General features: G+C 75.0%; 20 protein-coding genes. 4 read left to right on the top strand and 16 right to left on the bottom strand.

The genetic code is table 11. The annotated features are described in order from the left end of the window. Positions 1-50: 50 nt before the first annotated feature. The 6 genes from ACFXOZ_RS32115 to ACFXOZ_RS32090 all read right to left on the bottom strand — a co-directional run bounded on the left by ACFXOZ_RS32115 (position 51) and on the right by ACFXOZ_RS32090 (position 6091). Positions 51-1346: a hypothetical protein gene (locus ACFXOZ_RS32115; RefSeq protein ID WP_380593540.1), complete on the bottom strand. Its 1296-nt coding sequence runs from the start codon at positions 1344-1346 to the stop codon at positions 51-53. 110 nt (positions 1347-1456) lie between these two features. Beyond that, the gene (locus ACFXOZ_RS32110) at positions 1457-1999 is read right to left on the bottom strand and encodes a SigE family RNA polymerase sigma factor (protein WP_375896065.1); all 543 of its coding nucleotides are present in this window, start codon (positions 1997-1999) and stop codon (positions 1457-1459) included. A gap of 125 nt (positions 2000-2124) precedes the next feature. Further along, positions 2125-3357 carry a type VII secretion-associated serine protease mycosin gene (gene mycP / locus ACFXOZ_RS32105; protein ID WP_375896062.1) on the bottom strand — a complete coding sequence of 411 codons (1233 nt, stop codon included), beginning with the start codon at positions 3355-3357 and terminating at the stop codon, positions 2125-2127. 107 nt (positions 3358-3464) lie between these two features. Beyond that, the gene (locus ACFXOZ_RS32100) at positions 3465-3758 is read right to left on the bottom strand and encodes a WXG100 family type VII secretion target (RefSeq protein WP_375896059.1); all 294 of its coding nucleotides are present in this window, start codon (positions 3756-3758) and stop codon (positions 3465-3467) included. Positions 3759-3857: 99 nt separating this feature from the next. Further along, entirely contained in the window at positions 3858-4160 is a 303-nt protein-coding gene (locus ACFXOZ_RS32095) for a WXG100 family type VII secretion target (RefSeq protein WP_375896056.1), read from the bottom strand. Between the two features lie 182 nt (positions 4161-4342). Next, on the bottom strand, positions 4343-6091 hold the full coding sequence (locus ACFXOZ_RS32090) for a type VII secretion protein EccB (protein ID WP_380529303.1): 1749 nt from the start codon (positions 6089-6091) through the stop codon (positions 4343-4345). Between the two features lie 211 nt (positions 6092-6302). Between ACFXOZ_RS32090 and eccE the strand changes: the two genes are divergently transcribed. The 3 genes from eccE to ACFXOZ_RS32075 all read left to right on the top strand — a co-directional run bounded on the left by eccE (position 6303) and on the right by ACFXOZ_RS32075 (position 10880). Continuing rightward, the gene (gene eccE / locus ACFXOZ_RS32085) at positions 6303-7706 is read left to right on the top strand and encodes a type VII secretion protein EccE (protein ID WP_380593539.1); all 1404 of its coding nucleotides are present in this window, start codon (positions 6303-6305) and stop codon (positions 7704-7706) included. Further along, positions 7706-8473: a hypothetical protein gene (locus ACFXOZ_RS32080; RefSeq protein ID WP_380529307.1), complete on the top strand. Its 768-nt coding sequence runs from the start codon at positions 7706-7708 to the stop codon at positions 8471-8473. Before eccE ends, ACFXOZ_RS32080 begins: the two co-directional genes overlap by 1 nt. A 130-nt stretch (positions 8474-8603) precedes the next feature. Beyond that, entirely contained in the window at positions 8604-10880 is a 2277-nt protein-coding gene (locus ACFXOZ_RS32075; RefSeq protein ID WP_380593538.1) for a MinD/ParA family protein, read from the top strand. Between the two features lie 76 nt (positions 10881-10956). Here the strand turns inward: ACFXOZ_RS32075 and ACFXOZ_RS32070 are convergent, their stop codons facing one another. From ACFXOZ_RS32070 to rimP, 10 genes are all read right to left on the bottom strand, one after another. Next, positions 10957-11898, bottom strand: a complete 942-nt coding sequence (locus ACFXOZ_RS32070; protein WP_380533059.1) for a bifunctional riboflavin kinase/FAD synthetase — start codon at positions 11896-11898, stop codon at positions 10957-10959. Positions 11899-11962: 64 nt separating this feature from the next. Further along, positions 11963-15583, bottom strand: coding sequence for a serine protease (locus tag ACFXOZ_RS32065; protein ID WP_380593537.1), 3621 nt, complete (start codon positions 15581-15583; stop codon positions 11963-11965). Positions 15584-15823: 240 nt separating this feature from the next. Next, entirely contained in the window at positions 15824-16753 is a 930-nt protein-coding gene (truB, locus tag ACFXOZ_RS32060; RefSeq protein WP_380526642.1) for a tRNA pseudouridine(55) synthase TruB, read from the bottom strand. A gap of 44 nt (positions 16754-16797) precedes the next feature. Continuing rightward, complete coding sequence (locus ACFXOZ_RS32055; protein ID WP_375896990.1) at positions 16798-17901, bottom strand: bifunctional oligoribonuclease/PAP phosphatase NrnA; 1104 nt, start codon at positions 17899-17901, stop codon at positions 16798-16800. A gap of 2 nt (positions 17902-17903) precedes the next feature. Next, positions 17904-18344, bottom strand: coding sequence for a 30S ribosome-binding factor RbfA (rbfA, locus tag ACFXOZ_RS32050; protein ID WP_375896992.1), 441 nt, complete (start codon positions 18342-18344; stop codon positions 17904-17906). A 153-nt stretch (positions 18345-18497) separates the two neighbouring features. Then, positions 18498-18794 (bottom strand): DUF503 domain-containing protein, encoded by a 297-nt coding sequence (locus ACFXOZ_RS32045; RefSeq protein ID WP_030311386.1) that lies wholly within the window; start codon positions 18792-18794, stop codon positions 18498-18500. A gap of 135 nt (positions 18795-18929) precedes the next feature. Next, positions 18930-22091 carry a translation initiation factor IF-2 gene (infB, locus tag ACFXOZ_RS32040; RefSeq protein WP_375896996.1) on the bottom strand — a complete coding sequence of 1054 codons (3162 nt, stop codon included), beginning with the start codon at positions 22089-22091 and terminating at the stop codon, positions 18930-18932. 231 nt (positions 22092-22322) lie between these two features. Continuing rightward, positions 22323-22565, bottom strand: a complete 243-nt coding sequence (locus ACFXOZ_RS32035; RefSeq protein WP_317621212.1) for a YlxR family protein — start codon at positions 22563-22565, stop codon at positions 22323-22325. A gap of 127 nt (positions 22566-22692) precedes the next feature. Continuing rightward, a complete protein-coding gene (gene nusA / locus ACFXOZ_RS32030; protein WP_375896999.1) occupies positions 22693-23694 on the bottom strand; it encodes a transcription termination factor NusA in 1002 nt (333 codons plus the stop codon). 53 nt (positions 23695-23747) lie between these two features. Next, positions 23748-24287 (bottom strand): ribosome maturation factor RimP, encoded by a 540-nt coding sequence (gene rimP / locus ACFXOZ_RS32025; RefSeq protein WP_375897002.1) that lies wholly within the window; start codon positions 24285-24287, stop codon positions 23748-23750. A 304-nt stretch (positions 24288-24591) separates the two neighbouring features. Here rimP and ACFXOZ_RS32020 point away from each other — a divergent pair, with 304 nt between their 5' ends. Beyond that, the gene (locus tag ACFXOZ_RS32020) at positions 24592-25539 is read left to right on the top strand and encodes a ferritin-like domain-containing protein (RefSeq protein ID WP_380593536.1); all 948 of its coding nucleotides are present in this window, start codon (positions 24592-24594) and stop codon (positions 25537-25539) included. Positions 25540-25715: the final 176 nt, after the last annotated feature.

The following is a 25715-nucleotide window of genomic DNA, read 5'->3' as shown; positions in this document are numbered from 1 at the left end:
GCCCCGGACCTCCCCCAGGCCCGGGGCACCGCCGCGTCCGCACCGCCGCGCTACTTCCTCAGCTTCCAGACCGGGGCGGCGGCGATCGTCTGCATCTGGTCGTCGGTCAGCACCGGGGTCTTGCGGGTCGCCGGGCTCGTCTGGGTGCCGCTGTTGAACGAGCTGATCACCACCCGCAGGCCGTCCGGGTGCAGGGTGTCGACGGTCCACATGCCCACGCCCGGCTTGTCGCTCCCCTTGCGGACGACCACCTTGGTGCCGTCCGGCAGCGTGCTGGCGTCGCCGAACAACGAGTCCCCCCGGTCACCGCTCCAGTCCTGCACGTTGAGCTGCACCATGGACTTGCCCTTGCCGTCGTTCAGCACGAAGTTGGCGTAGCCGGGGCCGTCGCCGCCGGGCTCCGTCTCGGTCAGTCCGCTCGGCAGCAGTCCGGCGACGGTCGTCAGGATCTCCTTCGCGCTGTACTCCTTGGAGGTGTCGCGCACCGGAACCGGCTTCGGCTCCGGGATCGCGGCGACCACCGGGTCCCAGGCCTTGTCGGTGACGATCGCCCTGAGCTGCTCGGGCGACAGCGGCGGGGCCGGCCGGCTGTCCGGCGCGCCCTTCTCGGCCGGGGAGTTCCACTCCGACAGCTCGACCTGCCGGCCGTCCTGGCCGATCAGCCTGGCGTTCCACCACTTGGTGGTGGCCCGCTTGTCCGGGTACTCGTAGCCCTGGAGGACGGTCAGCGAACCGCCGCCCGGCACACTCGTGCTGGAGCAGGCGTCGTACTGGACCAGCTTCTTGTCCGGGCAGGCGTTCTGCGCCCGGTTGGGGTCGTTCGACGCCAGCCGGGTGAGCGAGATGCCCATCGCGGCCTTGCCCTGGCCGTCGTCGAAGAGCAGGGTGGCGCCCGCGTTGACGGAGCCGCCCGGCTTGCCGGACGGCGACCCGGTGCCGGTGCCCTTGCCGTCGGTGACCTGGCCCTTGGGCAGCAGCGCCTGGAAGGCGGCCAGCACCTCGTCGCCGCTGACCTCCTTCGGGGTCGGCGTACCGGTCGAAGCCGGGGTCAGCGCGGCGCTCGTGCCCGTGCTCCCCGACGCCGCCCCGGTGGAGGCGGCCGCCACCGTGGTCGTACCGGACGGCGAGCCGGACCCGGTCAGGTACACCGCTCCGGTGCCCACCAGGGCCAGCGCGGCGGCGCCGCCCACCACCGCAGCGGTCGAACGGCTGCGCCAGCGGCGGCGGCCCCGCTGGTAGCCGCCCGCGACCATCCCGGCCTGGTCGGCCTGCTCGGGGCGGAATCCCTCACCGGTGCGGGTGAGGGCGTAGAGGAGGTCGTCTTCGAACTTGTCCTGCTCGGGCATGGCGGATCACCGTCTCCTTGCGTCGCGGAAGTAGCGGGGAAATGCGGGGTGGGCGGGGCGTACCGGTGTGCCGGTGCCGGTGGGCGGGGTGTGCCGGCGGGCGGGACGTTTCAGCGGGCCGAGAGCTCGGCCAGCGAGTCGCCGAGCAGGGTGCGCAGCCGGGCCAGCGCCCGGGTGGTCCTGGTGCGGACCGCGCCGGAGGAGAGCCGCAGCACCTCGGCGGTCTGCTCGACACTGCGGTCCTCCCAGTAGCGCAGCACCAGCACGGCCCGGTCCGCGGCGGACATCCGCCCCAGCGCGTCCAGCAGGGTCAGCCGCAGACTGCTGTCCGTGTCCTGCCCGGCCGCCTCCGGCAGCGCCTCGGTCGGGCGCTCGCCGCTGGAGCGGCGGCGCTGCTGGGCGAGGAAGGTGCGCACCATCACCGTGTGGGTGTAGGCCGCCGGGTTGTCGATCCGGTGGCGGCCGCCGGTGAAGGCGCTGCGCCGCCACAGCACGTACATCCGGCTGAGGGCCTCCTGCACGAGGTCCTCGGCGTAGTGGGTGTCGCCGCTGGTGAGCAGACAGGCCGAACGGTAGAGGTGCCCGGTGCGGCTGGAGACGAGTTCCAGGAACTCCGCGTCCTTGGCCTCCCGGCCACCCCTGATCCATCCCATGTGCCCGTCGCTCCCCCGCGTCCGTGTGCCCCGCCGACACTTGATGGATGCGGTGGACCGCCGCCGGTGTTACAGGCGTTCCACGACGTTTCCCGTGACCGCCGCGCGGGCGTGCGGGCGGCGGGTCAGTCGGCGGAGCCGCGGCGCCGGTCGCGCAGCACGACGCCGCCGCCGATCAGCAGGGCGACCAGCAGCGCGCCGACGCCGACCACGTAGGTGGCGGTACGGCCGTCGCGGTCGGCCTGGGTCTCGCCGAGGCCGACCGGGGCCGGCACGATCGGGGCCGCGGCCAGCTGCACGGGAGCGTCCTGGGCGGGCTCGGACGGCGGGTTCTCGGGCGCCGTGGTGACGGCCTTCACCGGGTCCACCACGCCCCAGCCGATGAACCGGTTCGGGCCGCGCTCGGTGCGCTGGGCGGTCTGCTCGATCCAGGCCCGCACCTGGGCCGGCGTCCACTTCGGGTGCGCGCCGACCAGCAGTGCGGCGAGCCCGGAGACGTACGGGGCGGCGAAGCTGGTGCCGTTGTCCACGCACTGGCCGCCGCCGGGCACCGTGGAGAGCATCTCGACACCGGGCGCGGCGACCTTCACGAAGGAGCCGTACTGGGAGAACGGGGCGCGCTCGTTGTTGCGGTCGGAGGCGCCCACGGACAGCACGGTCGGGAAGGCGCCCGGGTAGGTGTCGCCCTCGTTGCCGTCGTTGCCGCTGGAGGCGACCACCACGACCTTGTTCTGCTCGGCCCGCTCGATCGCGGCCTTCAACTCCTGGTAGCCGCCGAACCGGGCATCGCCCGCGCCGCGCACGTCCTGGGAGATGTTGATGACCCCGACGTGCTTGTCGACCGCGTCGTTGATGGCCGCGGTCAGGGTGGAGACGTCGCCGTTGCCCGCACTGTCGTTCTGCCGGATCGCGTAGATCCTGGCGTCGGGGGCGAGCCCGACGAAGCCGGTCCGGTCGCTGCGGCCCGCGGCGATGATGCCGGCCACCTTGGTGCCGTGGCCGACCGTGTCCGTCAGGGAGTTGCCGTCGACGGCCTTGTTGCTCTGCTTGTCGATCAGCAGGGTGGGGCCCACGTCCACCCTGCCGTGCAGTTGCTGGTTGCTGTCGTCGACCCCGGTGTCGATGACGGCGACCGTCACGCCGTTGCCGGTGGTCGCCCCGCCCTGCCAGAGCTGGTCGAGCAGTATCCGCTGCAGCGACCACGGCACGGTCGGCACGTCGGGCGCGGGCCGGGGGCAGTCACCGGCGGCGGCCAGCCCGGGCCCGCCGTCCGCGTACGCGGGGGCGGCCGCCGGAGCGCCCAGCACCGTGAACGCGGCCAGCGCCGCGGCCGTCCTGCGGAACCCGCGTCCGGACACCCTGCCACCCCTCATGTTCGCCCCCGTGCCGCTCCGCGCGCCGAAGGGCGGGCGCCCGGATTCCGGGCGCCCGCCCCTGTCGTTCCCGTCCGGGAACGGTCGGTCGACTACTGCTGCCAGAGACCGGCGTTCTTCTTCTCGGTCGCGTTGTAGCTCTGCGCGGCGCTCTCCAGCGAACCGGAGATCTTGGCGCAGGTCTCCTTGAGGTCCTGGGCGGCGGAGTCCCACTTGGCCTGCTGGGCGTTGTAGCCCTGCTGGGCCTGGCCCTGCCAGCCCTGGGAGATCTTGGTGACCTCCTTGCGCAGGTCGGACAGCATGCCCTCGATCTTGTTCGCCGAGTTCTGCACGTCCTGCGACGCCTGGTGGAGGGTCTGGAAGTTGACGAGGATGTGGTCGGTCACAATGTCTCCCTTGACGAGGATGCGGAGCACCCGGCGCTCAGCCGCGGGCGCCCCGTCGAACGGACGGTCGGAACAGAGTGCTGGTCAGCTCTGCGGCGCTCAGCCCTGCGGGCCGAACAGCGCCTTCTGCTCCTCTTCCGCGCTCGCGTAGTGCTTGGTGGTGAGCTCGATGGCGTGCTTGATCGCGGTCAGCGACTTGCGCAGGTCGTCGACGTCCGTGTTGACCTTGCCCTGGAGGACCTTGTAGGCGTCCGCCGCCTGGCCCTTCCAGCCACTGGTGATGTTCTCGACCGTGGTCTGGAGCGCCTTGCGCTCCGTCTCGATCTGGCCGATGGCCGTCTCGATCTTCCCGGCGAAGTCCATCATCTCCTGAGCGGTCACCGTGAACTGGCCGTCACTCATGCTCCACCATCCCCCATGAGACAAACATTGTGTGTACGGAGGGCCCCCGGGGCCCCGTCGTCGCATCACCCGTGTGATGTCCAGCAGCACTGTAGTCGGCACACGCAACTCGCCCAACATCGAGCGTCCACTAGTTACCAGACCATGACACTGGGGCCAATTCCGTTGCCGGGCTTGGCCGATCAGGCGTTCTGCGGCTGCGCGGCGCTCTTCGCGGTCAGCGGCGGGCCGGCCGGGACCAGGTTCGACCACTCCTTGGGCACCGGCAGCGGCTGGACGTTCTGGTAGCCCAACCGCGCCTGGTTGCCGCCGGGTTGGTCGTCCGGGTTCTGGGTGGGCTGGCCCCCCGCCCCGGGGTTCTGGGCGCCCGGCGCCGGGGTCGCCGCCTTCGGCGCACCGCTCGCCGTCGCCGACGGGCCGTGGCCGCCGTCGCCGTTGGCCGGGACGGAGTAGCGCAGGCCGGTCTCGGTGATCAGGAAGTCGGTGCCGGAGCCGTCGGCCGCACCGGCGTTGGCGGCCGCACTGGCACCGGCGCTGGCGTTGGCCGCCGCCGTCGGAGTGGCCCCGGCACCCGCGGCGCCACCGCCGGCCGCGTTGTCCACCGCCCGGTAGAACAGGCCGTGGCCGGGCGTCACGAACGCCGCGCCCGCGCCGTTGTTGTACGCCGCCGGGTAGGCCGTCCCCGCCCAGACGCTGCGCCTGGGCGTGCGGCCGTCCTCGGCCATGCCGTCGAAGGTGCTGCACACCACCTGGCGGGGGTCCTGCCGGTCCGTCCAGTTGTTCACCGGCGCACCGGACTTCAACGGCCAGTCGTCCGGGGTGTTCGGCAGCCGGACGTCCGTGTTGAACCTGGACTGGTCGTCCGGGGTCATCTCGTCGCTGCGCGGCCGCTTGTCCTGGTCGTACTTGTAGAGCATCTGGTAGGCCGGGTTCTGCCGGATCAGCTCCGCCTGGAACGGGGTGATCAGGAACAGGCCGTCCTTGCCGACCACGTAGTTGCGGTCCTGGTAGTGCACCAGCCGGCCGATCCGGCGGTCCGCCGCGTTGCCCAGGGCCACGTTCGAGTTGGGGCCCTGGCTGTCCGCCGTCTCCTTGACGTCGGGGAAGACGATCGGGCTCGCGGGCACCAGGGTGTCCAGCCACTCCCGCTTCACCCGCTGCGGCACCGCGTTGGGCCCGAAGACCGCGGTGACCAGCGCCTTGCGCTCCTTGTCGTCGGACTTCGGTCCGATCGCGTGCTTGCGGCCCTGCGCGTCGACCAGGAACAGGCTCGCCACCGCCTGGCCCGCCGCCGAGGTGGTCGACACCTGCTGGTCGTCGGCCTGCTGCACCAGCATCAGCTGGTCCGGGCCGAGCATCCGGTCCTTCGCGGACAGCGCCGCCGCGTCCGCCCCGGCCGCCACGAACACGGCCTGGTTGACGGTCTCCCGCTTGTCGTCCGACCCCGGACGGTCGCAGACCGCCCACTTCATCGGCTGGTTGGCGTTGTCCTTGCCCGGCAACTTGTCCGGGGCGTACGGGATCCCGATGGTCGGGCCGTGGTTGGGGTAGCGGTCCAGCACCCCGTCGTCCACCACCACGACCTTGGCGTCGACCGGCAGCACCAGCCGCGCCGAGGACATGTTGAGCACCTGGTGCAACCGCTTGGTCCTGCCGTCCGGGTCGGTCAGCACCACGTAGCGGGTGGTCGACTGCTTGCCCTGGATGATGTTCTTGCCGCTGTCCCACTGCACCGGGGCGGCGGGCTTGAACACCCCCCAGAGCCCGAACCCGGCCACCGCCACGGCCCCCACCAGCACGCTCGGCAGCACCGCCTTCACCGGGCGCGGCGCGTCCTCGTCACTGCCGCCGCCGGAGGGCAGCAGGAACGCCCCCACCGTGCGTTTGCGGGCGAAGGTGTACGCGTTGAGCTCGTCCCGGCGCGATGCCATCCTCGTCGTCCCCCTCTGTCAGACGTGTGCCGGCGCCGTGCCGGCGGTGCCCGGCCTCCCGTCGGCCCGACCTGCCCGTGGCCCGCACCCGCCGGGCGGGATCCGGCCCGAACCCTCTACGATGCGGCAGCAGACGGTGAGTACGGTACGGGTACGGTCCGCGAACCAGCCAGCCGGGCCGCGACAACGGATCAGAGAGGGCCATCGGGGGATGCCAAGCCAGACCGCTCCAGAACGCGGCGCCGACGCGGGCGGCGGAAGGTCGCACCGGTCCGGGCGCGCCCGTCGCGGCGCCGCGCCCACCGGGGCCGCGGCCGAACGGCCGCCGACGGGCGGCGGGGGCGGCCCCGTCCAGGTGCGCGTCAACCCCCGACCCGGGCTGCTCGGCGGCCGGTTGAAGCTCCAGCAGCTGGTCCTGGTCGAGGTCGCGGTCGCCCTGGTCGCGGTCGGCTGGACGATCAGCCGCCCGGTCGCTGCCGGCTTCGGCGCGGTCTCGCTGGTCCTGCTGGTGGTGGCGCTCGTCCCGCTGCGCGGCCGCACCGTCCCGGAGCTGCTGCGGGTCCGCTCGGCCCTCAAGTCCCGCCGCAGGCAGGCGAAGTCGCTGCTGCCGCCGCCCGGCACCGACCCGGCGCTGGCGCCCGCGCTGGAGCTGGAGCCGGCGCTGCGCACCTGCACCCACGCCACCGAGGCCGACTTCGGCGGCCGCCCCGTGCGCCGGGAGACCGGCATGGTCGGCGACGGCACCTTCCTCAGCTCGGTGCTGCTCGTCCAGGCCAAGGACCAGCCGCTGCGCCCGGTGCGCACCGCGCTGCCGCTGCCGCTGGACGTGATCTGCTCGGCGCTCACCGTGGACGACATCGCCCTGGAGTCGGTGCAGCTGGTCCAGCACACCCAGCCCGCCCCGGCCCAGCACGTGCCGGAGCAGTCGCTGGCCGCCCGCGGCTACCGCGAACTGCCCGACGGCACCGCCACCCCCGGCCTGCGACTGACCTGGGTCGCCCTCAAGCTCGACCCGGAGCGCGCGGCCACCGCCGTCCGGGCCCGCGGCGGCGGCGAGGAGGGCGCCCGCAAGGCCCTCCAGCGGGTCACCGACCAGTTGGCCGGACGGCTCAACAGCGCCGGGTTCAACGCCACCGTGCTGGACGAGCGCGAACTGATCTCCGCCCTCGCCATCGCCACCTGTGCCAACCCGATCGCGGTGTCCGGACGCCAGGGCACCGGCAGCGGCGGCGGCACCACCCGCCGCACCCAGGAGGGCAACCGCTTCTGGCGGATCGACGACCGCTGGCACAGCACCTACTGGATCTCCCGCTGGCCGCAGCTGACCCGCCCCGGCGGCGCGGCCGGCCGGATCGGCGCCCCGGACCTGGTCAACCTGATCACCGGCTCCCCCGCACTGGCCAGCACGTTCAGCCTCACCGCCGGGCACGGCACCGGCGGCTCGGTCACCGTCAGCGGCCACCTGCGGGTGACCGGGCGCAACGAGGACGAGGTCGGCGACATCGGCCGCCAGCTGGAGGCGCGGGCCCAGAGCGCCGGCCTCGGCCTGGTCCGGCTCGACCTCGAACAGGCCCCCGGCATGCTCGCCACCCTGCCGCTGGGAGGGACGTCCTGATGGCGTACCAGACCTACCCCGCCCCCGGTCCGACCCCCGGCACCGAGCAGCGCCGGCCGCGACCGCGGATCCTGCCCGGCTTCGGGCTGCGCGGACCGTGCCGGGAGAAGCACGTGCTGGAGGCCGCCGACCTGGCGGCGCTGGCCTTCCCGGTCGGCGACGACGGCGTGGTGATCGGCGTCGACCCGCAGGGCCTGCCCGCGGTGCTCGGCCTGTTCCGCCCCAGCGCGTACGACCTGGTGCTGGTCGGCGGCGTGTGGACGGCACAGGTGATCGCGCTGCGCGCGGCCGCGATCGGCGCCCGGGTCGCGGTGGAGACCGCCCGCGCCCAGCTCTGGGGCCCGATGGCGCAGGCCGCCGGCGGCGGCCAGCCGTGCGTGACGGTGCACCAGGTCGGACGGCTCGGCCCGCAGGGCGCCTCGGTGGCCTCGCCCGTCCTGGTGGTGCGCGACCTCGGCGCCCGCCCGCCGCGCACCCGGCTCTCCGCCGCGCCCTGGCAGACCACGCTGACCCTGCTGCCCTACCTCGGCCCGAACGCCTCCCGGGTGCTCAACGCGGCCGACCTGGTCGGGGTGCAGCGGATCATGCCCCAGGAGGCGGAGGTGGTCGGCCGGGTGCTGTCGCTGCCGCCGGAGGACGTGGCCGCGCTGCCCGGCCTCGGCGACGACCTCACCCTGTGGGCCACCCGGATGCGGCGCCAGTACGTCCGGACGGTGGCCGGCCAGGCCGAACAGCAGGTGCTCGGCGGCCCGCGCCGGATGGACTGAGGGGCGTGCCCGGGCCGGTCGTTCCCGGTCCGGAACCGAAGCCGCCTTCAACAGGGGCAGCCGAACGGCCTAGTCTTTGTTGCGGCAACGGCACCGCTGAACAAGCGGCGGCGAACACGAGGGAGCCCTAGTGAGCAGCGATCGGGACGGCGTCTACGTCGGCGACAACGCGGCGGAGGACGACGACGACTGGTCCGACGCGCCCGATTACACTCCCCCGTCCTGGTACGTGCAGTCGGGCCCGGCGGCGGCGCCCGCCGCGCCGGCCCCGGGGGCTGACGCCGCGGCGGCCGGGGCTCCGGCGGCCGGGGTACCGACGCCGGAGTCGGCCGCTCCCGCACCGGCCGCGGTGCCGACGGCCGACCAGGCGCCCGCGGCACCCCAGCCCGCGCCCGCGCCCGCGCCCGTGCCCGCACCCCTGCCCGCGCCCGTGCCGGTCGCTGCTCCCGCACCGGACACGCTCGCGCCCCCGGCTCCCGCTCCCGCCCCGGCGGCCGAGCCGGCGCCCCTCCCCGCCCCGGTGCCGCCGGTCCCGCCCGTGCAGGCCGAGGCGCAGCACGTCCCCTTCCCGGTGGCGGCCCCGGCGGTGACGCCGGAGCAGCCGCAGGCACCACTCGCCGCCCAGCCGTGGCCGCAGGCGGCGGAGGCGCCGGCCCAGCCGAGCGCGCCGCAGCCGTACCCGGCGGCCGTGCCGGTGCCGCAGGCCGGACCGCCCGCCCCGCCCGCCCAGCCCGGTCCGCCGGTGCCGCCGGTACCCCCTCAGCAGTTCGCCCAGCAGCCGCCGGCCCAGCCCGGACCGCCCCAGGGCCCGACGGCTCCGGCGGCTCCGCCGGACCCGCAGATGGGCTGGGACCCGCAGGCCGGCTGGGCCGCCCAGCAGTCGGCCGCCGCCCAGCCCCAGCCCCACCTCGGCCAGCCCTACCCTGAGCAGCTCGCACCGCCGCAGCACGCACAGCCGCAGCCGGTCCAGCCGCAGCCCGCGCCGCCCGCCCCGGTGGATCCGCGCCAGGGCGGCTGGCCGCAGCCCGGCGCCTACCAGCAGCCGCCCGCCACCCAGCCCCAACCCCAGCCCGGCCACCCCTACCCCGGGCAGCCCGGGCAGCCCGGCCAGCCGCAGCCGCCCGCCCCCGCCCAGCCCTGGCCGCCGCAGGGCGGCGCGGCCACGCCGCCGCCCGCCGCGTTCCAGCAGGCCGCCGCCCCGCAGCAGACCGCCCACGGCGCGCCGCTGGGCTACACCGCCGCCGTCGAGCTGTCCTCGGACCGGCTGCTGCGCAGCCAGCCCAAGCAGCAGCGCCAGCAGCCGCGGTTCCAGTTCGGTGGCAAGGCCGCGGCGGCCGAGAAGGCCCGCAAGCTGGAGATCATCCGCACCCCGGTGCTGAGCTGCTACCGGATCGCCGTGATCAGCCTCAAGGGCGGCGTCGGCAAGACCACGACCACCACCGCGCTCGGCGCCACGCTGGCCAGCGAGCGCCAGGACAAGGTGATCGCGATCGACGCCAACCCGGACGCCGGCACCCTGGGCCGCCGGGTCAAGCGCCAGACCGGCGCGACCATCCGCGACCTGGTCACGGCCATCCCGCACCTGCGCAGCTACATGGACATCCGTCAGTTCACCTCGCAGGACCTCAACTCGGGCCTGGAGATCCTGGCGAACGACGTCGACCCGGCCGTGTCGACGACCTTCAACGACTCGGACTACCGCCAGGTCATCGAGGTGCTGGGCCGCCAGTACCCGATCATCCTGACCGACTCCGGCACCGGCCTGCTGTACAGCGCGATGCGCGGGGTGCTGGACCTCGCCGACCAGCTGATCATCGTCTCCACCCCGAGCGTGGACGGCGCCTCCAGCGCCTCCACCACGCTGGACTGGCTCTCCGCGCACGGCTACGCGGACCTCGTGCAGCGCAGCATCACGGTGGTCTCCGGGGTGCGCGAGACCAGCAAGATGATCAAGGTCGAGGACATCGTCGCGCACTTCCAGACCCGCTGCCGCGGCGTCATCGTGGTGCCCTTCGACGAGAGCCTGGCGGCCGGCGCCGAGGTCAACCTCGACATGATGCGGCCCAAGGTCCGCGAGGCCTACTTCGAGCTGGCCACCCTGGTCGGCGAGGACATCGCCCGGGCCCAGCAGGCGGCCGCCCAGCAAGCCGGCTGGCAGCAGCAGGCGCAGGCGGGCTACCCGCAGCCGGGCCTGCCCCAGCCGTACGCCGATCCCCAGCAGCAGGGCTACCCGGGCCAGCCCGCCCCGGGGGCGCCGTGGGCGCCGCAGCCCGGCCAGGCCCCGCCGCCCCCGCCCGGGTACGGCTACCCGCAGCAGCCCGCCCCCGGAGCCCCGTGGCCGCAGCAGCCCGGTGCCCCGCAGCCGGGCCCCGGCTACGGCTACCCGCCGCAGGCGCCCCCGCAGTGACGTACGGAAGGGCCCGCCGACCCGGAGGAGTCGGCGGGCCCTTCGGCGTTCCCCGGCAGCGGCGGCCGGACCGGGCTCAGGCCTCGGTCAGCTCCCGGGCGCGCTTGACGTCGTCGGCCATCCGGTCCAGCAGCGCCTCGATGGAGTCGAACTTCTCCATCCCGCGCAGGTAGGCCAGGAAGTCCACGGCCACGTGCAGCCCGTACAGGTCCAGCCCGACCCGGTCGATGGCGTACGCCTCGACGGTACGGGCGGTGCCGTCGAAGGTCGGGTTGGTGCCGACCGAGATCGCCGCCGGCATCCGCTCGCCCGCGGCGGTCAGCCAGCCCGCGTACACGCCGTCGGCCGGGACGGCGCTGTGCGGCACGGTCTCCACGTTGGCGGTCGGGTAGCCGAGCTCGCGGCCGCGCTGCGCGCCGCGCACCACCACGCCCTCGACCCGGTGCGGGCGGCCGAGCACCTCGCCCGCGCCGGCCATGTCCCCGGTCTCGACCAGGCGGCGGGTCAGGCTGGAGGAGAACGGCTCGCCGTCCCCGGCGGTGCCGCACACCTGGAGGTCCACCACCTCGACCTGGAAGTCGTCCGCCCCGCCCAGCTCGGCGAGCAGCGCGACGTTCCCCGCGGCCCGGTGCCCGAAGCGGAAGTTGGGGCCCTCGATCACCACCCGGGCGTGCAGCGCGTCCACCAGCACCTGCCGGACGAAGGTCTCCGGGGACTCCTGGGAGAACTCGGTGGTGAACGGCAGCACCAGCACCGCGTCCACGCCGAGTTCGGCGATCAGCTCGGCCCGGCGCGGGTGCGGCGCGAGCAGCGGCGGGTGGCTGCCCGGGCGGATCACCTCGCGCGGGTGCGGGTCGAAGGTCACCACGACCGAGGGCAGGCCCAGTTCACGGGCCCGCTCGACGGCCCGCCCGATGATCAGCTGATGCCCGCGGTGCACCCCGTCGAACGAGCCGATGGTGACGACGCTGCGTCCCCAGTCACCGGGGATCTCCTCCAGGCCACGCCAGCGCTGCACCCGACTGCTCCTTGTTCCGTACGGTGCGTGCCCTCGGCACGCTCAAACGCTCACAACCGAACCCCTATAGCGTGCCATGCGCCTGCCCCGGCTCAGGCACCGGAAGGGGGGTTGGGCGCACCGGCGCACGGACGGCCCGCACGGCCGCGGTCCGCTCCGCCTCGGCGGCGGCGTACTGGGCGTCCCGGCCGGCCGCCACCAGGGCCCGCATCCGGGCCAGCCGGGGCCCGTCCGGGGCGGTCGGGGCGGCGTCGGACGGCCACCGGGCGAGCAGCCGGGCGAACGCCGCCGACCGCCCCGCGCACCGCACCAGCAGCTCGTCCGCGCCCGCCAGCCCCGGCACCGCCCGGGCCAGCACGGCGCGCGCCCGGGCCGGGTTCTCGGCCGCGCAGTGCTCGGCGAGGCGCTCCACGGCCACGGTGAGCACCGCCCGGTCGGCCTCGGTGGCGAGCAGGGTGTCCAGCAGCTCGCAGCGCAGCGCGTCCGCCGCCGGGTCGGCCACCGGGACGGACAGCGCCTCGGCGAAGGGCGTGCGGACCGCCGCCGCGGGGGCGGCCAGGACGCCGCCGAGCAGCACCCGCAGCTCCAGCCGGGCGGCCGGCCCGTCGATCGCGGCCCGCCCCAGCCGACGGCCGAGGTAGTCGACGGCGACCGGCCCGGCCAGCGCCGGGTGGCGGCGCAGCAGCCGGGCGGCCAGGTCGGCGCTGCGCCGGGCGGCCACCGGGGCGCGGGCGTCGGCCAGCACCCGCAGGGTCTCGGCGGGGGCCGCGCCGGGCGCCGCCAGGGCGTCGGCGAGTGCGGCCAGCACGGGCTCCGGGTCGCTCTCCAGGGCCGGGGCGAGGGCGCGCGGGGTCAGGAAGGCGTCGCCGCCCGCGCGGTGCAGGGCGAGTGCGGCGTCCAGGTGCCCGGCCCTGGTCACCGGGTCGGCGACCAGCAGGGCCAGCGCGGCGCCGTGCAGGGCCGGTTCGTCCTCGCGGGCGAGCAGGGTCAGCGCGGCGAAGCGCAGCAGTTCGGTGCCGGCCCCGCTCGCGTACGGGGCGGTCCGCAGCGCGTGGACGGCGGCAGCGACGTGCCGTTCGGGCCGGCGGTCGTGGCTCCAGCGGTCCACCGCGCGGCAGAGCGCGGACGGCTCCTCGGCGGCGAGCACGGTGAGCAGCGCGTCCGCCCGCGGGTGCGCGGCGTCGGCCAGCGCGTCCGCCAACTCGTCCAGGGCGGACCGGCGGTGGGCGTGCAGCAGGTCGTGGGCGAGGTCCGCCACCGTACGGCCCGGGCGGCCCGGCAGACCGGCCGGGTCGTCGAACCAGGCGCAGAGCAGCGGGAACACCGCGACCGGGTCGGCGCGCAGCCGGTCGGCCGCAGCCGCGAGGAACTGCTGCCCGGGGCCGTCGGCGGCCACCAGGCGGCGCAGCAGGGCGAGTTCGGCCTCGACGGGCAGGCCGAGACCGGTCCAGAACGCGGGGTCGAAGCGGTTCAGCCCGTCGACCGCCTGCCAGCCGCCCGCGGTGGCCGCCCGTTCGGCCGTCCGGCGGGCCAACTGGTCGAGCAGCGCGAGGTGTTCGGTCGGGTCGGGGCTGGCGGCGAGTCCGGCAGTGAGCAACCGGGCCGCCCACCAGGCGGGTTCGCTGCCGGGCGGGCGCAGGTCCAGCGCGCGCCAGATCCGGTGCAGCCACGGGTCCAGGGCGGTCGCGCCCCAGGTCTCGGCGACCCGGCGCAGCGCGGCGGTCACCGGGCCGATCCGGTGGCGGGGAACGCCCGGCCCGGGCCCCTCCGGCCCGGGCGGGGTGTCCTCGGCCTCGCCGAGCAGCATCCGCAGCGCCGCGTCCAGGTCCAGGTGCCGGCCCTGCAGCCAGTCGGCGAACTCCCCGTGGGCGAAGCGGAAGCCGGGCCCGGCGGGGACGAACAGCCCCTCGGCGAGCACCGCCGTGGCCCAGCCGCCGTCGACCGGGAACAGCTCCTGGAAGGCCTCCCGACCGAGCGCGCCCGGCTCCTCCCCGAGCATCCGCCGGGCCGCCTCGTGCACCCGCCCGGCCACCGCCGCCGCCAGCCGGCGCACCCGGCCCCGGCGCGGGCCGGCGGGCCGGGCGGCGCCCCGGCGGTGGGCGCCCGGGCGGCGTGGGCGGCCGTCCTCGGCCAGCCGCTGGGCCACCCGCAGGCAGTGCAGGTCCAGGTGGGCGCCGAACAGCTCGCTGCGCAGCGCGGGCCCGTCGTGCAGGCCCTGCGCCCACAGCTCGCCGGCCAGCCGGACGGCCAGCGGGTGCCGGGCGTCCTCGGCGGCGGCCGGGCGGCCGGGCGGCAGCCCGTAGCGGCGGCGCACCCGCTCGGCCGCCTCGGCGGGCAGCGGGCCCAGCCGGTGCCCGGCCAGGGTCGGGGTGCCGGGCCCGCCGCCGTCCATCCGGACGGTGGGGGCGCTGGCCAGGTCGCCGTCCGGGCCCGGTTCCGCCGGGCGGGGGACGCCGGCGGCGCCGCTGCCCCAGGGCTCGGCCGCCAGCCGTTCCCAGAGCTCCTCGCCGCAGGCGGTGAGCAGTCGTGCGCCGCAGCCGGTGAGCCACTGCCCGGCGCCGCGCAGCCAGCGCGGGTCCGGTTCGGCCGGGGCCTCCTCGGGGCCGTCCAGGACGACCAGCAGCGGGCGTCCGGCCGCCGCGCACAGCGCCGCCACCGGCTCCGGCGCGGGCGCCGGGGTGCCGAGCTCGGCCGCGGCGGCGGCCAGCGCCCGTTCCACCGCCTCGGCGAGCGAGCGGTCCTCGGCGCGCAGGTCGGCGCCGCGCAGCCAGAGGGTGGGCAGCGGCCGGGCGCCGTCGCAGCGGCGGGCGGCCAGGGCGGCCAGTTCGGTGGAGCGGCCGCTGCCGGGGGCGCCGACCAGGGCGGTGACGGTCGCCTCCGGCTCGTCCCCGGCCAGGCCGTCCGGCCGGTCCACCCGGTCGGCGGCCAGCCCGGCCACCCGGCCGGGCCCGGCCCCGGCGGCGGCCAGCTGGGCGGCGGTCAGCCGCAGCACCCCGGCCAGGTTCAGCGCCGGGCCGTACCCTGGCACCGTCGCCGCGTTGCGCTCCAGCAGTTCGGCCAGCGCCGGCGCGACCACCGCGCCGCCCCCCGCGGGCACCGCCCACAGCGCCCCGCCGTACGGCCCGGAACCGGCCGCCCCGCCGTACGGCGCTCCCCCGTACTGCGGTCCGCGCAGGGCCGGCGCGGCCAGTGCCACCACCGCGCCGCTGCGGGCGTCCAGCACCGGTGAGCCGGCCGGCACCACGACCCCGGCCACCGCGGGCACGTCCAGCACCGGCACCCCGGCCAGCAGGTGGCCACCGTACGCGGCGCCGCCGACGCCCAGCAGTCCGCAGCGCAGCACCACCGCCCGGCCGTCCTCGCCGGTCAGGGCGGGCAGCAGCACCTCGTGCCCGGCGCCCACCGCGGCCACCGGCAGCGGCGGGACGGGCAGCCCGCCGACCGCGTCGGTGCGCAGCAGCGCGAGCCCGTGCTCGGGCAGCGGCAGCACCGCGTCGGCGCCGAGCACCCTGGTCTGTCCGCCGGGGGTGTGCAGCACCAGCCGGTCCAGGCCGGCCACGGCCTCGTGCGCGGTGAGCACCCAGCCCTGCGGGTCGGCGGCGAACCCTAAGCCGTGCAGCCGCCCGTTGAGGTCGCGGATCCGCAGCAGGTACCGCCCCGGATCGCCCTCCGCAAACCCCGGCATGGAGCCCCCTCACCCGTCGAGCGGGCCCGTCGCCCGCTCGCCGCCGGGAGCCTGCCCCCCGCAGGGGCGCCCCGACCGCGCCCGCGCCGTTCACCACGGCGGTTCACCTCGCGCGCTCCCCCGTGCGGGTGAAGCCCACCGTTCGGGTGAAGGACCCCGCCGGGGGAACCCGGGACCGGACGCGGAACCCCCGCCGGGAGGGCTCCCGACGGGGGTCTGCGGTCCGACGGACGGGCCGGCTCAGCCGACGAACACCGCGACCGGCTTCGCCTGGCCGCCCTGCTCCTCGACCAGCGCGAGGAAGCGCCCGTCCGGCCCGAACACCGCGATCGGCCCGTCCACGCCCAGCCCGGGCGCCTTGAGCCGGGAGCCGTGCGACAGCTTCTCCGCGGAGGCCTCGTCCAGGTCCCAGCGCGGGAACGCGGCCGCCGCGGCCGCCCCGATCGGCAGCACCTCCAGCCCGCTGGCGGAGTCGCCGGTGACCGACTCCTCCAGCTGCTCCAGGGTGCGCGCCGACTCCACCCCGTACGGCCCGACCTTGGTGCGGCGCAGCGCCGTCAGGTGCCCGCCGACGCCGAGCCCGGCGCCCAGGTCGCGGGCCAGCGCCCGGATGTAGGTGCCGGAGGAGCACTCCACGGTCACGTCCAGGTCGATCACCGGCGTGCCGTCCTCGGCGACCGCCGCGCGCTGCGCGTGCACGGTGAAGGAGTGGATGGTGGTGGGCCGGGCGGCGAGCTCGAAGTCCTCGCCCTCGCGCACCCGCGCGTACGACCGCTTGCCGTCGATCTTGATCGCGCTGACCTTGGACGGCACCTGCATGATCTCGCCGGTGAGCGCCGCGATCCCGGCGTCGATCGCCTCCCGGGTGACGCCGTCCGCCGGGGCCGAGGCGGTGACCTCGCCCTCGCGGTCGTCGGTCACGGTGGTCTGGCCGAGCCGGACGGTCGCCTCGTAGGTCTTGGCGGTCAGCATCAGGTGGCCGAGCAGCCGGGTGGCCCGCTCGACGCCGATCACCAGCACGCCGGTGGCCATCGGGTCCAGCGTGCCGGCGTGCCCGACCTTCCTGGTCCCGGCCAGCCACCGCAGCTTGGCGACGACCCCGTGGGAGGTGATGCCCTCGGGCTTGTCGACGATCACCAGGCCGTCCGGGCCGGTGCCTTTGCGCTTCATCGGGTTCTTTCTCCGGTACGTGCGGGAGTTGCTCTACGGGAAGGTCAGTGGAGCGGCCGCAGCGCGCCCCGGAACCGCTCGACCACCGCGGCGACGTCCTCCCGGGCGGCGAACCCGGCCGCGAAGACGTGCCCGCCCCCGCCCAGTTCACCACAGGCCGCGGCGACGTCCACCGCGCCCTTGGAGCGGGAGGAGCCACGCAGCGTACCGTCCGGGTCCTGCTTGAGCACCAGCGCCACCTCGGCCTCGGCCGGCCGCCGCAGGATGTCGATCAGCCCCTCGATCTCCTCGACGGTGACGCTGAACAGCGCCAGGTCCTGGTACGGCACCCAGGTCCACACCAGGCCCAGCCCGTCGGCCGCCTCCGGCTCGTAGACGGCCCGGTCCAGGGCGGCCGCGAGCACCTTGAGGTAGCCGAAGGAGGAGGTGTCCCACAGCTGCCGGGAGATCAGGTCGTGCCGGATGCCGGTGGCCAGCAGCCGCCCGGCGAGTTCGTGGGTCGCGGGCGTGGTCGCCCGGTACTTGAAGGAGCCGGTGTCGGTGGCGACCCCGGTGTACAGGCAGGTGGCCAGCTCCTGGTCGAGCTCGACGCCGAGCCGGCGCAGCAGTTCGTCCACCAGGACGGCGGTGGCCGGCGCGGTCGGGTCGATCAGCTGGTGGGTGCCGAAGCCCGGGTTGGAGGCGTGGTGGTCGAACACCACCAGGACGGGCGCGGCGAAGGCCTTGTCGTGCAGCAGCCCCAGCCGGCTCTGCGCGGCGACGTCGAAGCAGAGCACCAGCTCGGGCACGTCCGGCACCTCGGAGGCCGGCACGATCAGCTCCTGGCCGGGCAGGAAGGCCAGCGACTCGGGCACGACCTGCGGGTCGTCGCCGAAGGAGACCCGCACCCGCTTGCCGAGCGCGCGCAGCGCCAGGGCCGCCGCCAGCGAGGAGCCCAGCGCGTCGCCGTCCGGGCAGATGTGGCAGATCAGGTCGATCGAGCGGGCCCGCCCGATCTCCGCCACCACCTGCTGCCAGACCAGCTCGAAGCCGCTCTCCTCGGCACGCGGGCCGGGGAGCGCCGCGAGGGCACCCTCCACCGTGCTGGTGGAGGACGCCCCCGTGGTCGATCCGGCTCGCGAGGCGGCCTGCGCCGGCTCACCCGCCATGTCTACTCGTCCTCGTCGTCACGCTCGGCCGCCGGGACCTTGTACGGGTCCGCGTCGCCGGCGTAGGTCGCGCCCGCGGCGGTGGTGCGCACCGCCGCGTCGATGGCCTTGGCCCGGTCGAGCAGGTCGTCGATGTTCCGGGCGTTCTCCGGCAGCGCGTCCGCGACGAAGGTCAGCGTCGGGGTGAAGCGCACCCCGATCTTGCCGACCTCGGAGCGGATCACGCCCTTGGCGCTCTCCAGCGCGGCCGCGGTGGCCTCGCGGTCGGCGTCGTCACCGAAGACGGTGTAGAAGACGGTGGCCTCGCGCAGGTCGCCGGTCACCCGGGTGTCGGTGATGGTCACGAACCCCAGTCGCGGGTCCTTGACCCGCCGCTCCAGGGTCTGGGCGACGACCACCTGGATGCGGTCGGCGAGCTTGCGCGCCCTAGCGGTGTCGGTCACGTTGCCTCCTCGTGCAATGGGCCCGGTACCCGGGAGAACTGCGCACCCGTCGGGGCCCACGCCCCAAAGTACCGGCCCGCGCCCGGCCTTGCGGGCGCTCTCGGTCCTGATCCGTGTGAGAACGGCGACTTCCGCCGACCGGCTCCACGGTCCTCATTCGTCGTCGTCGTTGTGGTAGCGCCTCCTCGCGGAGAGGAGCTGCACCTCGGGGCGGCCGGCGACCAACCGCTCACAGCTGTCCAGGACCTCGGTGACGTACCCGGCTTCGCCGGCGACCACCGCGAGGCCGATCTCGGCCCGGCGGTGCAGGTCCTGGTTCCCGGTCTCGGCAGCGCACACGCTGTACTTGCGCTGCAGTTCGGCCACGATCGGCCGCACGATCGAACGCTTCTCCTTGAGCGAGTGGACGTCGCCCAGCAGCAGGTCGAAGGTGAGTGTTCCCACGAACATGTATGACAGGTCTCGCCGACCTGGAAGGCCTCGGGATGTCGGCGCGGAACCGGCCGACACCCCAGGACCCTACACAGCGAGACCGGGGCCGGTCGACGGAAATACCACCCGTCGACCGACCCCGGTTGACACCGACTAGCCGCGCGGCTTCTCGCGCATCTCGTAGGTCTCGATGATGTCGTCGACCTTGATGTCGTTGAACGACCCCAGGGTGACACCGGCCTCGAAGCCCTCGCGGACCTCGGTCGCGTCGTCCTTGAAGCGGCGCAGACCCTCGATGGTGAGGCTCTCCGCCACGACCTTGCCGTCGCGCAGCAGGCGGGCCTTGGTGTTGCGGCGGATGATGCCGTCGCGGACCAGGACACCGGCGATGTTGCCGAACTTGGAGGAGCGGAAGACCTCGCGGATCTCCGCGGCGCCGAGGCGCACCTCCTCGTACTCCGGCTTGAGCTTGCCCTTGAGGGCGTTCTCGATCTCCTCGATCGCCTGGTAGATGACCGAGTAGTACCGGACGTCCACGCCTTCCTTGTCGGCCGCGGTGCGCGCACGGCCTTCGGCGCGCACGTTGAAGCCGATGATGATGGCGTCCGAGCCCATCGCCAGGTCGACGTCGGACTCGGTGATCGCACCGACGCCGCGGTGCAGCACCCGGAGCTCGACCTCCTCGCCCACGTCCAGCTTGACGAGGGCGTCCTCGAGGGCCTCGACCGAACCGGAGACGTCACCCTTGATGATGAGGTTGAGCTGCTCGATGGAGCCGGCGGCGATGGCCTTGTCCAGGTCCTCCAGGGACACCCGGACCCGACGCTGCGCGAAGGCGGCGTTGCGGTCGCGGGCCGAGCGCTTCTCGGCGATCTGGCGGGCGGTGCGGTCCTCGTCGACGACGATGAAGCTGTCGCCGGCGCGGGGCACCGAGGTCAGACCGAGCAGCAGCACCGGGCGGGACGGGCCGGCCTCGGCGAGGTTGTTGCCGTTCTCGTCCAGCATGGCGCGGACGCGGCCGTAGGCGTCGCCCACGACGATCGAGTCACCGACGCGGAGGGTACCGCGCTGGACCAGGACGGTCGCCATGGCGCCGCGGCCCTTGTCCAGGTGGGCTTCGATCGCAATACCCTGCGCGTCCTGCTCCGGGTTGGCCCGCAGGTCGAGCGAGGCGTCCGCGGTCAGGACCACGGCCTCCAGCAGCTGGTCGATGTTCAGACCCTGGCGCGCGGAGATGTCGACGAACATGGTGTCGCCGCCGTACTCCTCCGCCACCAGACCGAACTCGGTCAGCTGGCCGCGGACCTTGGTCGGGTCGGCGCCCTCGACGTCGATCTTGTTGACCGCGACCACGATCGGCACACCGGCGGCCTTGGCGTGGTTGAGCGCCTCGACCGTCTGCGGCATGACACCGTCGTTGGCCGCGACCACCAGGATCGCGATGTCGGTGGACTTGGCACCACGGGCACGCATGGCGGAGAACGCCTCGTGACCCGGGGTGTCGAGGAAGGTGATCGGGCGCTCTTCGCCGTTCACGATCGTCGCCACCTGGTAGGCACCGATGTGCTGGGTGATGCCACCGGCCTCGCCGGCCACCACGTTGGACTTGCGGATCGCGTCCAGCAGTCGGGTCTTACCGTGGTCGACGTGACCCATGACGGTGACGACCGGCGGGCGCGGGGCCAGCTGGTCCTCGTCGCCCTCGTTCGCACCGAAGTCGATGTCGAACGACTCCAGCAGCTCGCGGTCCTCGTCGTCCCGGCTGACGATCTCCAGCTGGAAGCCCATCTCGCCGGCCAGCAGCTCGAGGGTCGCGTCGGAGACCGACTGGGTCGCGGTGACCATCTCACCGAGGTTGAACATGACGGAGACGAGCGCGGCCGGGTTGGCGTTGATCTTCTCCGCGAAGTCCATCAGCGAGGCGCCGCTCGACAGGCGAACGGTCTGGCCGTTGCCGCGAGGCAGCATCACACCGCCGACGGACGGGGCCTGCATGGCCTCGTACTCCTGGCGCTTCGCCCGCTTCGACTTGCGACCGCGAGCCGGGCGACCGCCCGGGCCACGACCGAAGGCACCCTGCGTGCCACCACGGGCACCCGGGCCACCGGGACGACCGCCGAAGCCGCCGGGACGGGGGCCGAAGCCGCCGCCGCCACCAGGGGCGCCGCCACCCGGACGCGGACCGCCGAAGCCGCCGCCACCGGCCGGACGCGAGCCCGGACCGGCCGGACGACCCTGGAAGCCCGGACGGGCGCCACCGGCGCCACCCGGACCACCCGGACGGCCGCCGGGGCCACCGGGGCCACGGCCGCCGGGGCCCGGACGCGGGCCCGGAGCCGGACGCTGCGGCATCATGCCCGGGTTCGGACGCGGCATGCCGGACGGGGACGGGGCGCCGGGGCGCGGACCGGCCGGACGCGGCATGCCGTCGGGGCGCGGAGCGCCACCGGGACGCGGCGCACCGGCACCTGGGGCACCGGCGGGACGCGGACGGTCGCCACCGGGACGCGGGGCGCCACGGTCGGCACCGGGAGCACCGGCGGGACGCGGACGGTCGCCACCGGGACGCGGGGCGCCACGGTCGGCACCGGGAGCACCGGCGGGACGCGGACGGTCGCCACCGGGACGCGGACGGTCGCCGCCCTGCGCACCCGGAGCACCCGGACGGGCACCCGGCGCGCCCGGACGGCGGTCGCCGGGGCGCGCCATGCCGGTCGCGCTGCCCGAGGTGAACGGGTTGTTGCCCGGACGCGGGCCGGCCGGACGCGGGCCCGGACGGGCACCGCCGGAGGCCTGGCCCTGGCCGCTCGGCCGCGGGGCCTGGGTGGCCGGACGCGGGGCGTCGGCACCGGCCGGAGCCGGCGAGGAGAACTCGGCCGCGGGCGCGGCCGGGGCCGCCGGAGCGGCGGGACGCGCGGCCGGGCGCGGGCCCGGAGTCGGCGCACCCGGACGCGAGGCGGCCGGGGCGGCCGGAGCCGCGGGGGCGGCCGGCGCGGCGGGAGCCGCAGCGGCCGGGGTCGGACGGGGACCAGGGGTCGCGGCAGGCCGCGGACCCGGGGTCGGGGCACCCGGCTTGGGTGCACCCGCGGCACCTGCCGCGGGCTGGGGCGCCGCGGGCTTCCGCGGGCCAGGCTTGGCAGCGCCACCACCAGTGGGGGCCACACCAAGCGCGTCAGTCAGCTTGCGCACGACCGGCGCCTCGATCGTCGAGGACGCCGAACGGACGAACTCACCGAGCTCGGTGAGCTTGGCCATGACGGCCTTGCTCTCCAAGCCAAGCTCCTTGGCGAGTTCATAAACCCGGACCTTAGCCACTTCACTCCTGTCTATGAGTCCGGGGGTCTCGTCCGCCGGACTGTCGCTACTTCATGGGCGTACCCATCGCGTACTCATCGCGTACTCATCGAGTGCTCATCGCAATCTCGACCTACTTCCACATCGCGAGGTACCTGACTGGTGGCACAGCGCGCGGCTGCCCGAGCGCTGTGCTTGTTGCGGTGGTTCTCCGCCGCGATGAGCGGCGGTCGTCACGGGGGGCGGCCCGCCTCAGGAGGCGCCGCCCGCCCGCTCCTCGATGAACCCGCGGAGCCGCTCCGTGTCGAGCGTTCCCTGGAGGCGGAAGGCCCGGGGGAACGCCCGACGGCGGACCGCGAGGTCGAGGCAGGCCGGATCGAGGTGCAGGTGAGCGCCCCGGCCCGGCAGTGCGCCACGGGGGTCAGGGACGCAGACGCCCTCGACCGCCGTGACACGCAACAGCTGGTGCTTGGCCGCTCGCTTGCGGCAGCCCACGCAGGTGCGTTCCGGGCGTGCTCGGACGTGCGTCCGGCCAGACGAAGGCAAGTCTACCCCTCCGAAGCGACATGGCGCCGCCCCATAGATCCCGGAGGACCGGCGGGGACGCCGGGGACAACGCTGACTACCGGTCCGCCGATTCCTCGGCCTGGCCCTCGGTGTCCGGCCGGATGTCGATCCGCCAGCCCGTGAGACGGGCGGCCAGACGGGCGTTCTGCCCCTCCTTGCCGATCGCCAGGGACAGCTGGTAGTCCGGCACGACCACCCGGGCGGAGCGCTGGGCGAGGTCCACGATCTCCACACTGGTCACCCGTGCGGGGGACAGCGCGGAGGCGACCATCTCGCGCGGGTCCTCGGACCAGTCGACGATGTCGATCTTCTCGCCGTGCAGCTCGCCCATCACGGCGCGCACCCGGGAGCCCATCGGACCGATGCAGGCGCCCTTGGCGTTCAGCCCGGCCCGGCGCGACCAGACCGCGATCTTGGTGCGGTGGCCGGCCTCACGGGCGATCGCCGCGATCTCCACGCTGCCGTCCGCGATCTCCGGGACCTCCAGCGCGAACAGCTTCTTCACCAGGCTGGGGTGGGTGCGCGACAGCGTCACCGACGGCCCGCGGACACCGCGGCGCACCGCGACGACGTAGCACTTGAGCCGGGTGCCGTGCCGGTAGTCCTCGCCCGGGACCTGCTCCTGCGGCGGCAGGATGGCCTCCAGCTTGCCGATGTCGACCAGCACGCTCTTCGGGTCGTTGCCCTGCTGGACGACACCGGTGACGATGTCGCCCTCCTTGCCCGCGTACTCACCGAAGGTCTGGTCGTCGGCGGCGTCGCGCAGGCGCTGCATCATCACCTGGATGCCGATGCTGGACGCGATCCGGCCGAAGCCGTTCGGGGTGTCGTCGAACTCCTTCGGCTCGACGCCCTCGTCCAGCTCCGCCGGGTCCTCCATGGCCCACACGGTGACGTGGCCGCTCTTGCGGTCCAGGTTCACCCGGGCGCGACGGCGCGAGCCCTCGGTGCGGTGGTACGCGGTGAGGAGGGCTGACTCGATGGACTCGACCAGCAGGTCGAAGGGGATGTTCTTCTCGTTGACCAGCGTGCGCAGGGCACTCATGTCGATGTCCACGGCTACGCCTCCTCGTCTTTCGTCACGTTCATGATGGTCGTACGGCGGCCGGATCACTCGGCGCCGTCGTCCCCCTCGTCGAAGTCGGCGGCCTCGTCCAGGAGCTGCTCGTCGTCCTTGCGGTTGAACTCGACCTGGACCCGGGCCCGCGCCACCTCGACGTACTCCAGCCGGCGCTCCTTCGGACGGCCGCGCCCCTTCACCGGCTGCACCTCCACCAGCGCGCCGTCCTCGTCCGCCTCCAGCACCCGGGCGACCAGTTCCCCGCCGTCGACCAGGTGGACCTTGGCGAGCCGCCCCTCCGCACGCTGCCAGTGCCGGGGCAGTTCGAGCGGGCGCTCCGCGCCCGGCGAACCGACCTCCAACAGGTAGGGCTCGTCCCCCATGACGTCCGAGGCGTCCAGGGCCTCGCCGACCACCCGGCTGAACTCGGCGATCGCGTCCATGTCCACGCCGCCGTCGGTGTCGACGTCGATCTGCACCTGCCGACGGCTGCCCGCCTTGGTGACCTTGACGTCCTCCAGGTCCAGTCCGGCCTGGACGGCCAGCGGCTCCAGCAACGCGCGCAGCCGGTCGGTGTGGGTGGTGCTCATCCGGGTGGACTCCTCGGCCGCGTCTGCTGTTGTCAGAGGTCGCCCCGTGCCCTCCGCGCCCCGCGGGACGCGCACCGGGTCACGGCAGCTCGGCCCAAAGCCTAGCCGGTGAAGCCGCGAACCACCGATTCCGGACCTCCGCCGACCGGTCGCACGCCACCCACTGCGAGCAAGCTCACACCACCCCGCCCACCGCACCGAACCCCCCGACACCACCCGCAATCGTGGGGGTTCTGCGAAGATTCAGCCCAACGAGGGCAGGCAGGGGAGGCCGCCCTCCCGTACCCGCTCCGGAGTGACCCCGATGCAGCCGCCCAGCCGACGGACCTTCCTGGCCCTCGGACTGATCACCCTGACCGCCGCCTGCACCACCGGCACCGACGGAGCCACACCCCCCGACCCCAAGGCCTCCGGCCCGGACACCGACCACCCCGTCCGCCTCCGCGCCGTCGCCGCCACCGACACCCTGCTGGCCGCCTACGACACCCTTCTCACCACCCCCGGCGACCGCACCCCCCTGCTGCAGACCCTCCGCGCCGAGACCGTCCAACACCGCGCCGCCCTCGCCCAAGGCCTGCCGACCACCTCCACACCCCCGCCCACCCCCACCCCCAGCAGCACCACCACCCCGGCCACCCTGGCCGCCCTGGAGCACCGAACCGCCCAGTCCCACCTCGCCGACCTCTCCGCCGCCCGCCCGCCCCTCGCCCGCCTGCTCGCCTCGGTGTCCGCCGCCAACACCCTGCACGCCACAGCCCTGGGCGCCCCCGTCGAACAACCCACCCCGAGCCCCACCCCCGGGACAACCACCCCCGGAACGCCCCTCCCCGCCCTCCAGAAGGCCCTGAGCGCCGAACACGCCGCCGTCTACGGCTACGGAGTCGTCGGCGCCCACCTCCCCGACGACCAGCAACGCACCGACGCCCGCACCGCCTACGCCGCCCACCAGTCCCAGCGCGACGCCTGGCAACGCCTCGTCACCACCCTCGGCGCCACCCCCACCCCCGCCGCCGCCGGCTACCGCCTCCCCTTCCCCGTCACCGACCCCACCACCGCCACCAACCTCGCCGCCCACCTGGAAACCAGCCTCACCACCGTCTACGCCGACCTGGTCGCCGACCTCCCCGCCCCCCACCGCCCCACCGCAGCCACCGCCCTCCGCGACTGCACCCTCCGCGCCCACCGCTGGGGCGCCCCCGACACCCCCTTCCCCGGCATCCCCACCCCCCTCCCCACCCCCACCCAGTCCTGACCCCCACCACCCCACCCACCTCCCCACCACCCCCTCCCCACCCCCCACCACCCGCCCAAGGCGAGAGGGACGCGCTGCGGGAGGGGGCGGTGGAGGGGGTGGGTGCGGAGAGCGGCGTAACGGGTGATTTTCAGACTGCCAACGGTCTGCACACCCCACCCACAGAGTCGGCAGTC

The sequence above is a fragment of the Kitasatospora sp. NPDC059160 genome, assembly GCF_042755465.1.
Taxonomy (GTDB): domain Bacteria; phylum Actinomycetota; class Actinomycetes; order Streptomycetales; family Streptomycetaceae; genus Kitasatospora.
The sequence above is the reverse complement of the archived record's forward strand: the minus strand, read 5'-3'. Positions and strand labels throughout refer to the sequence as shown.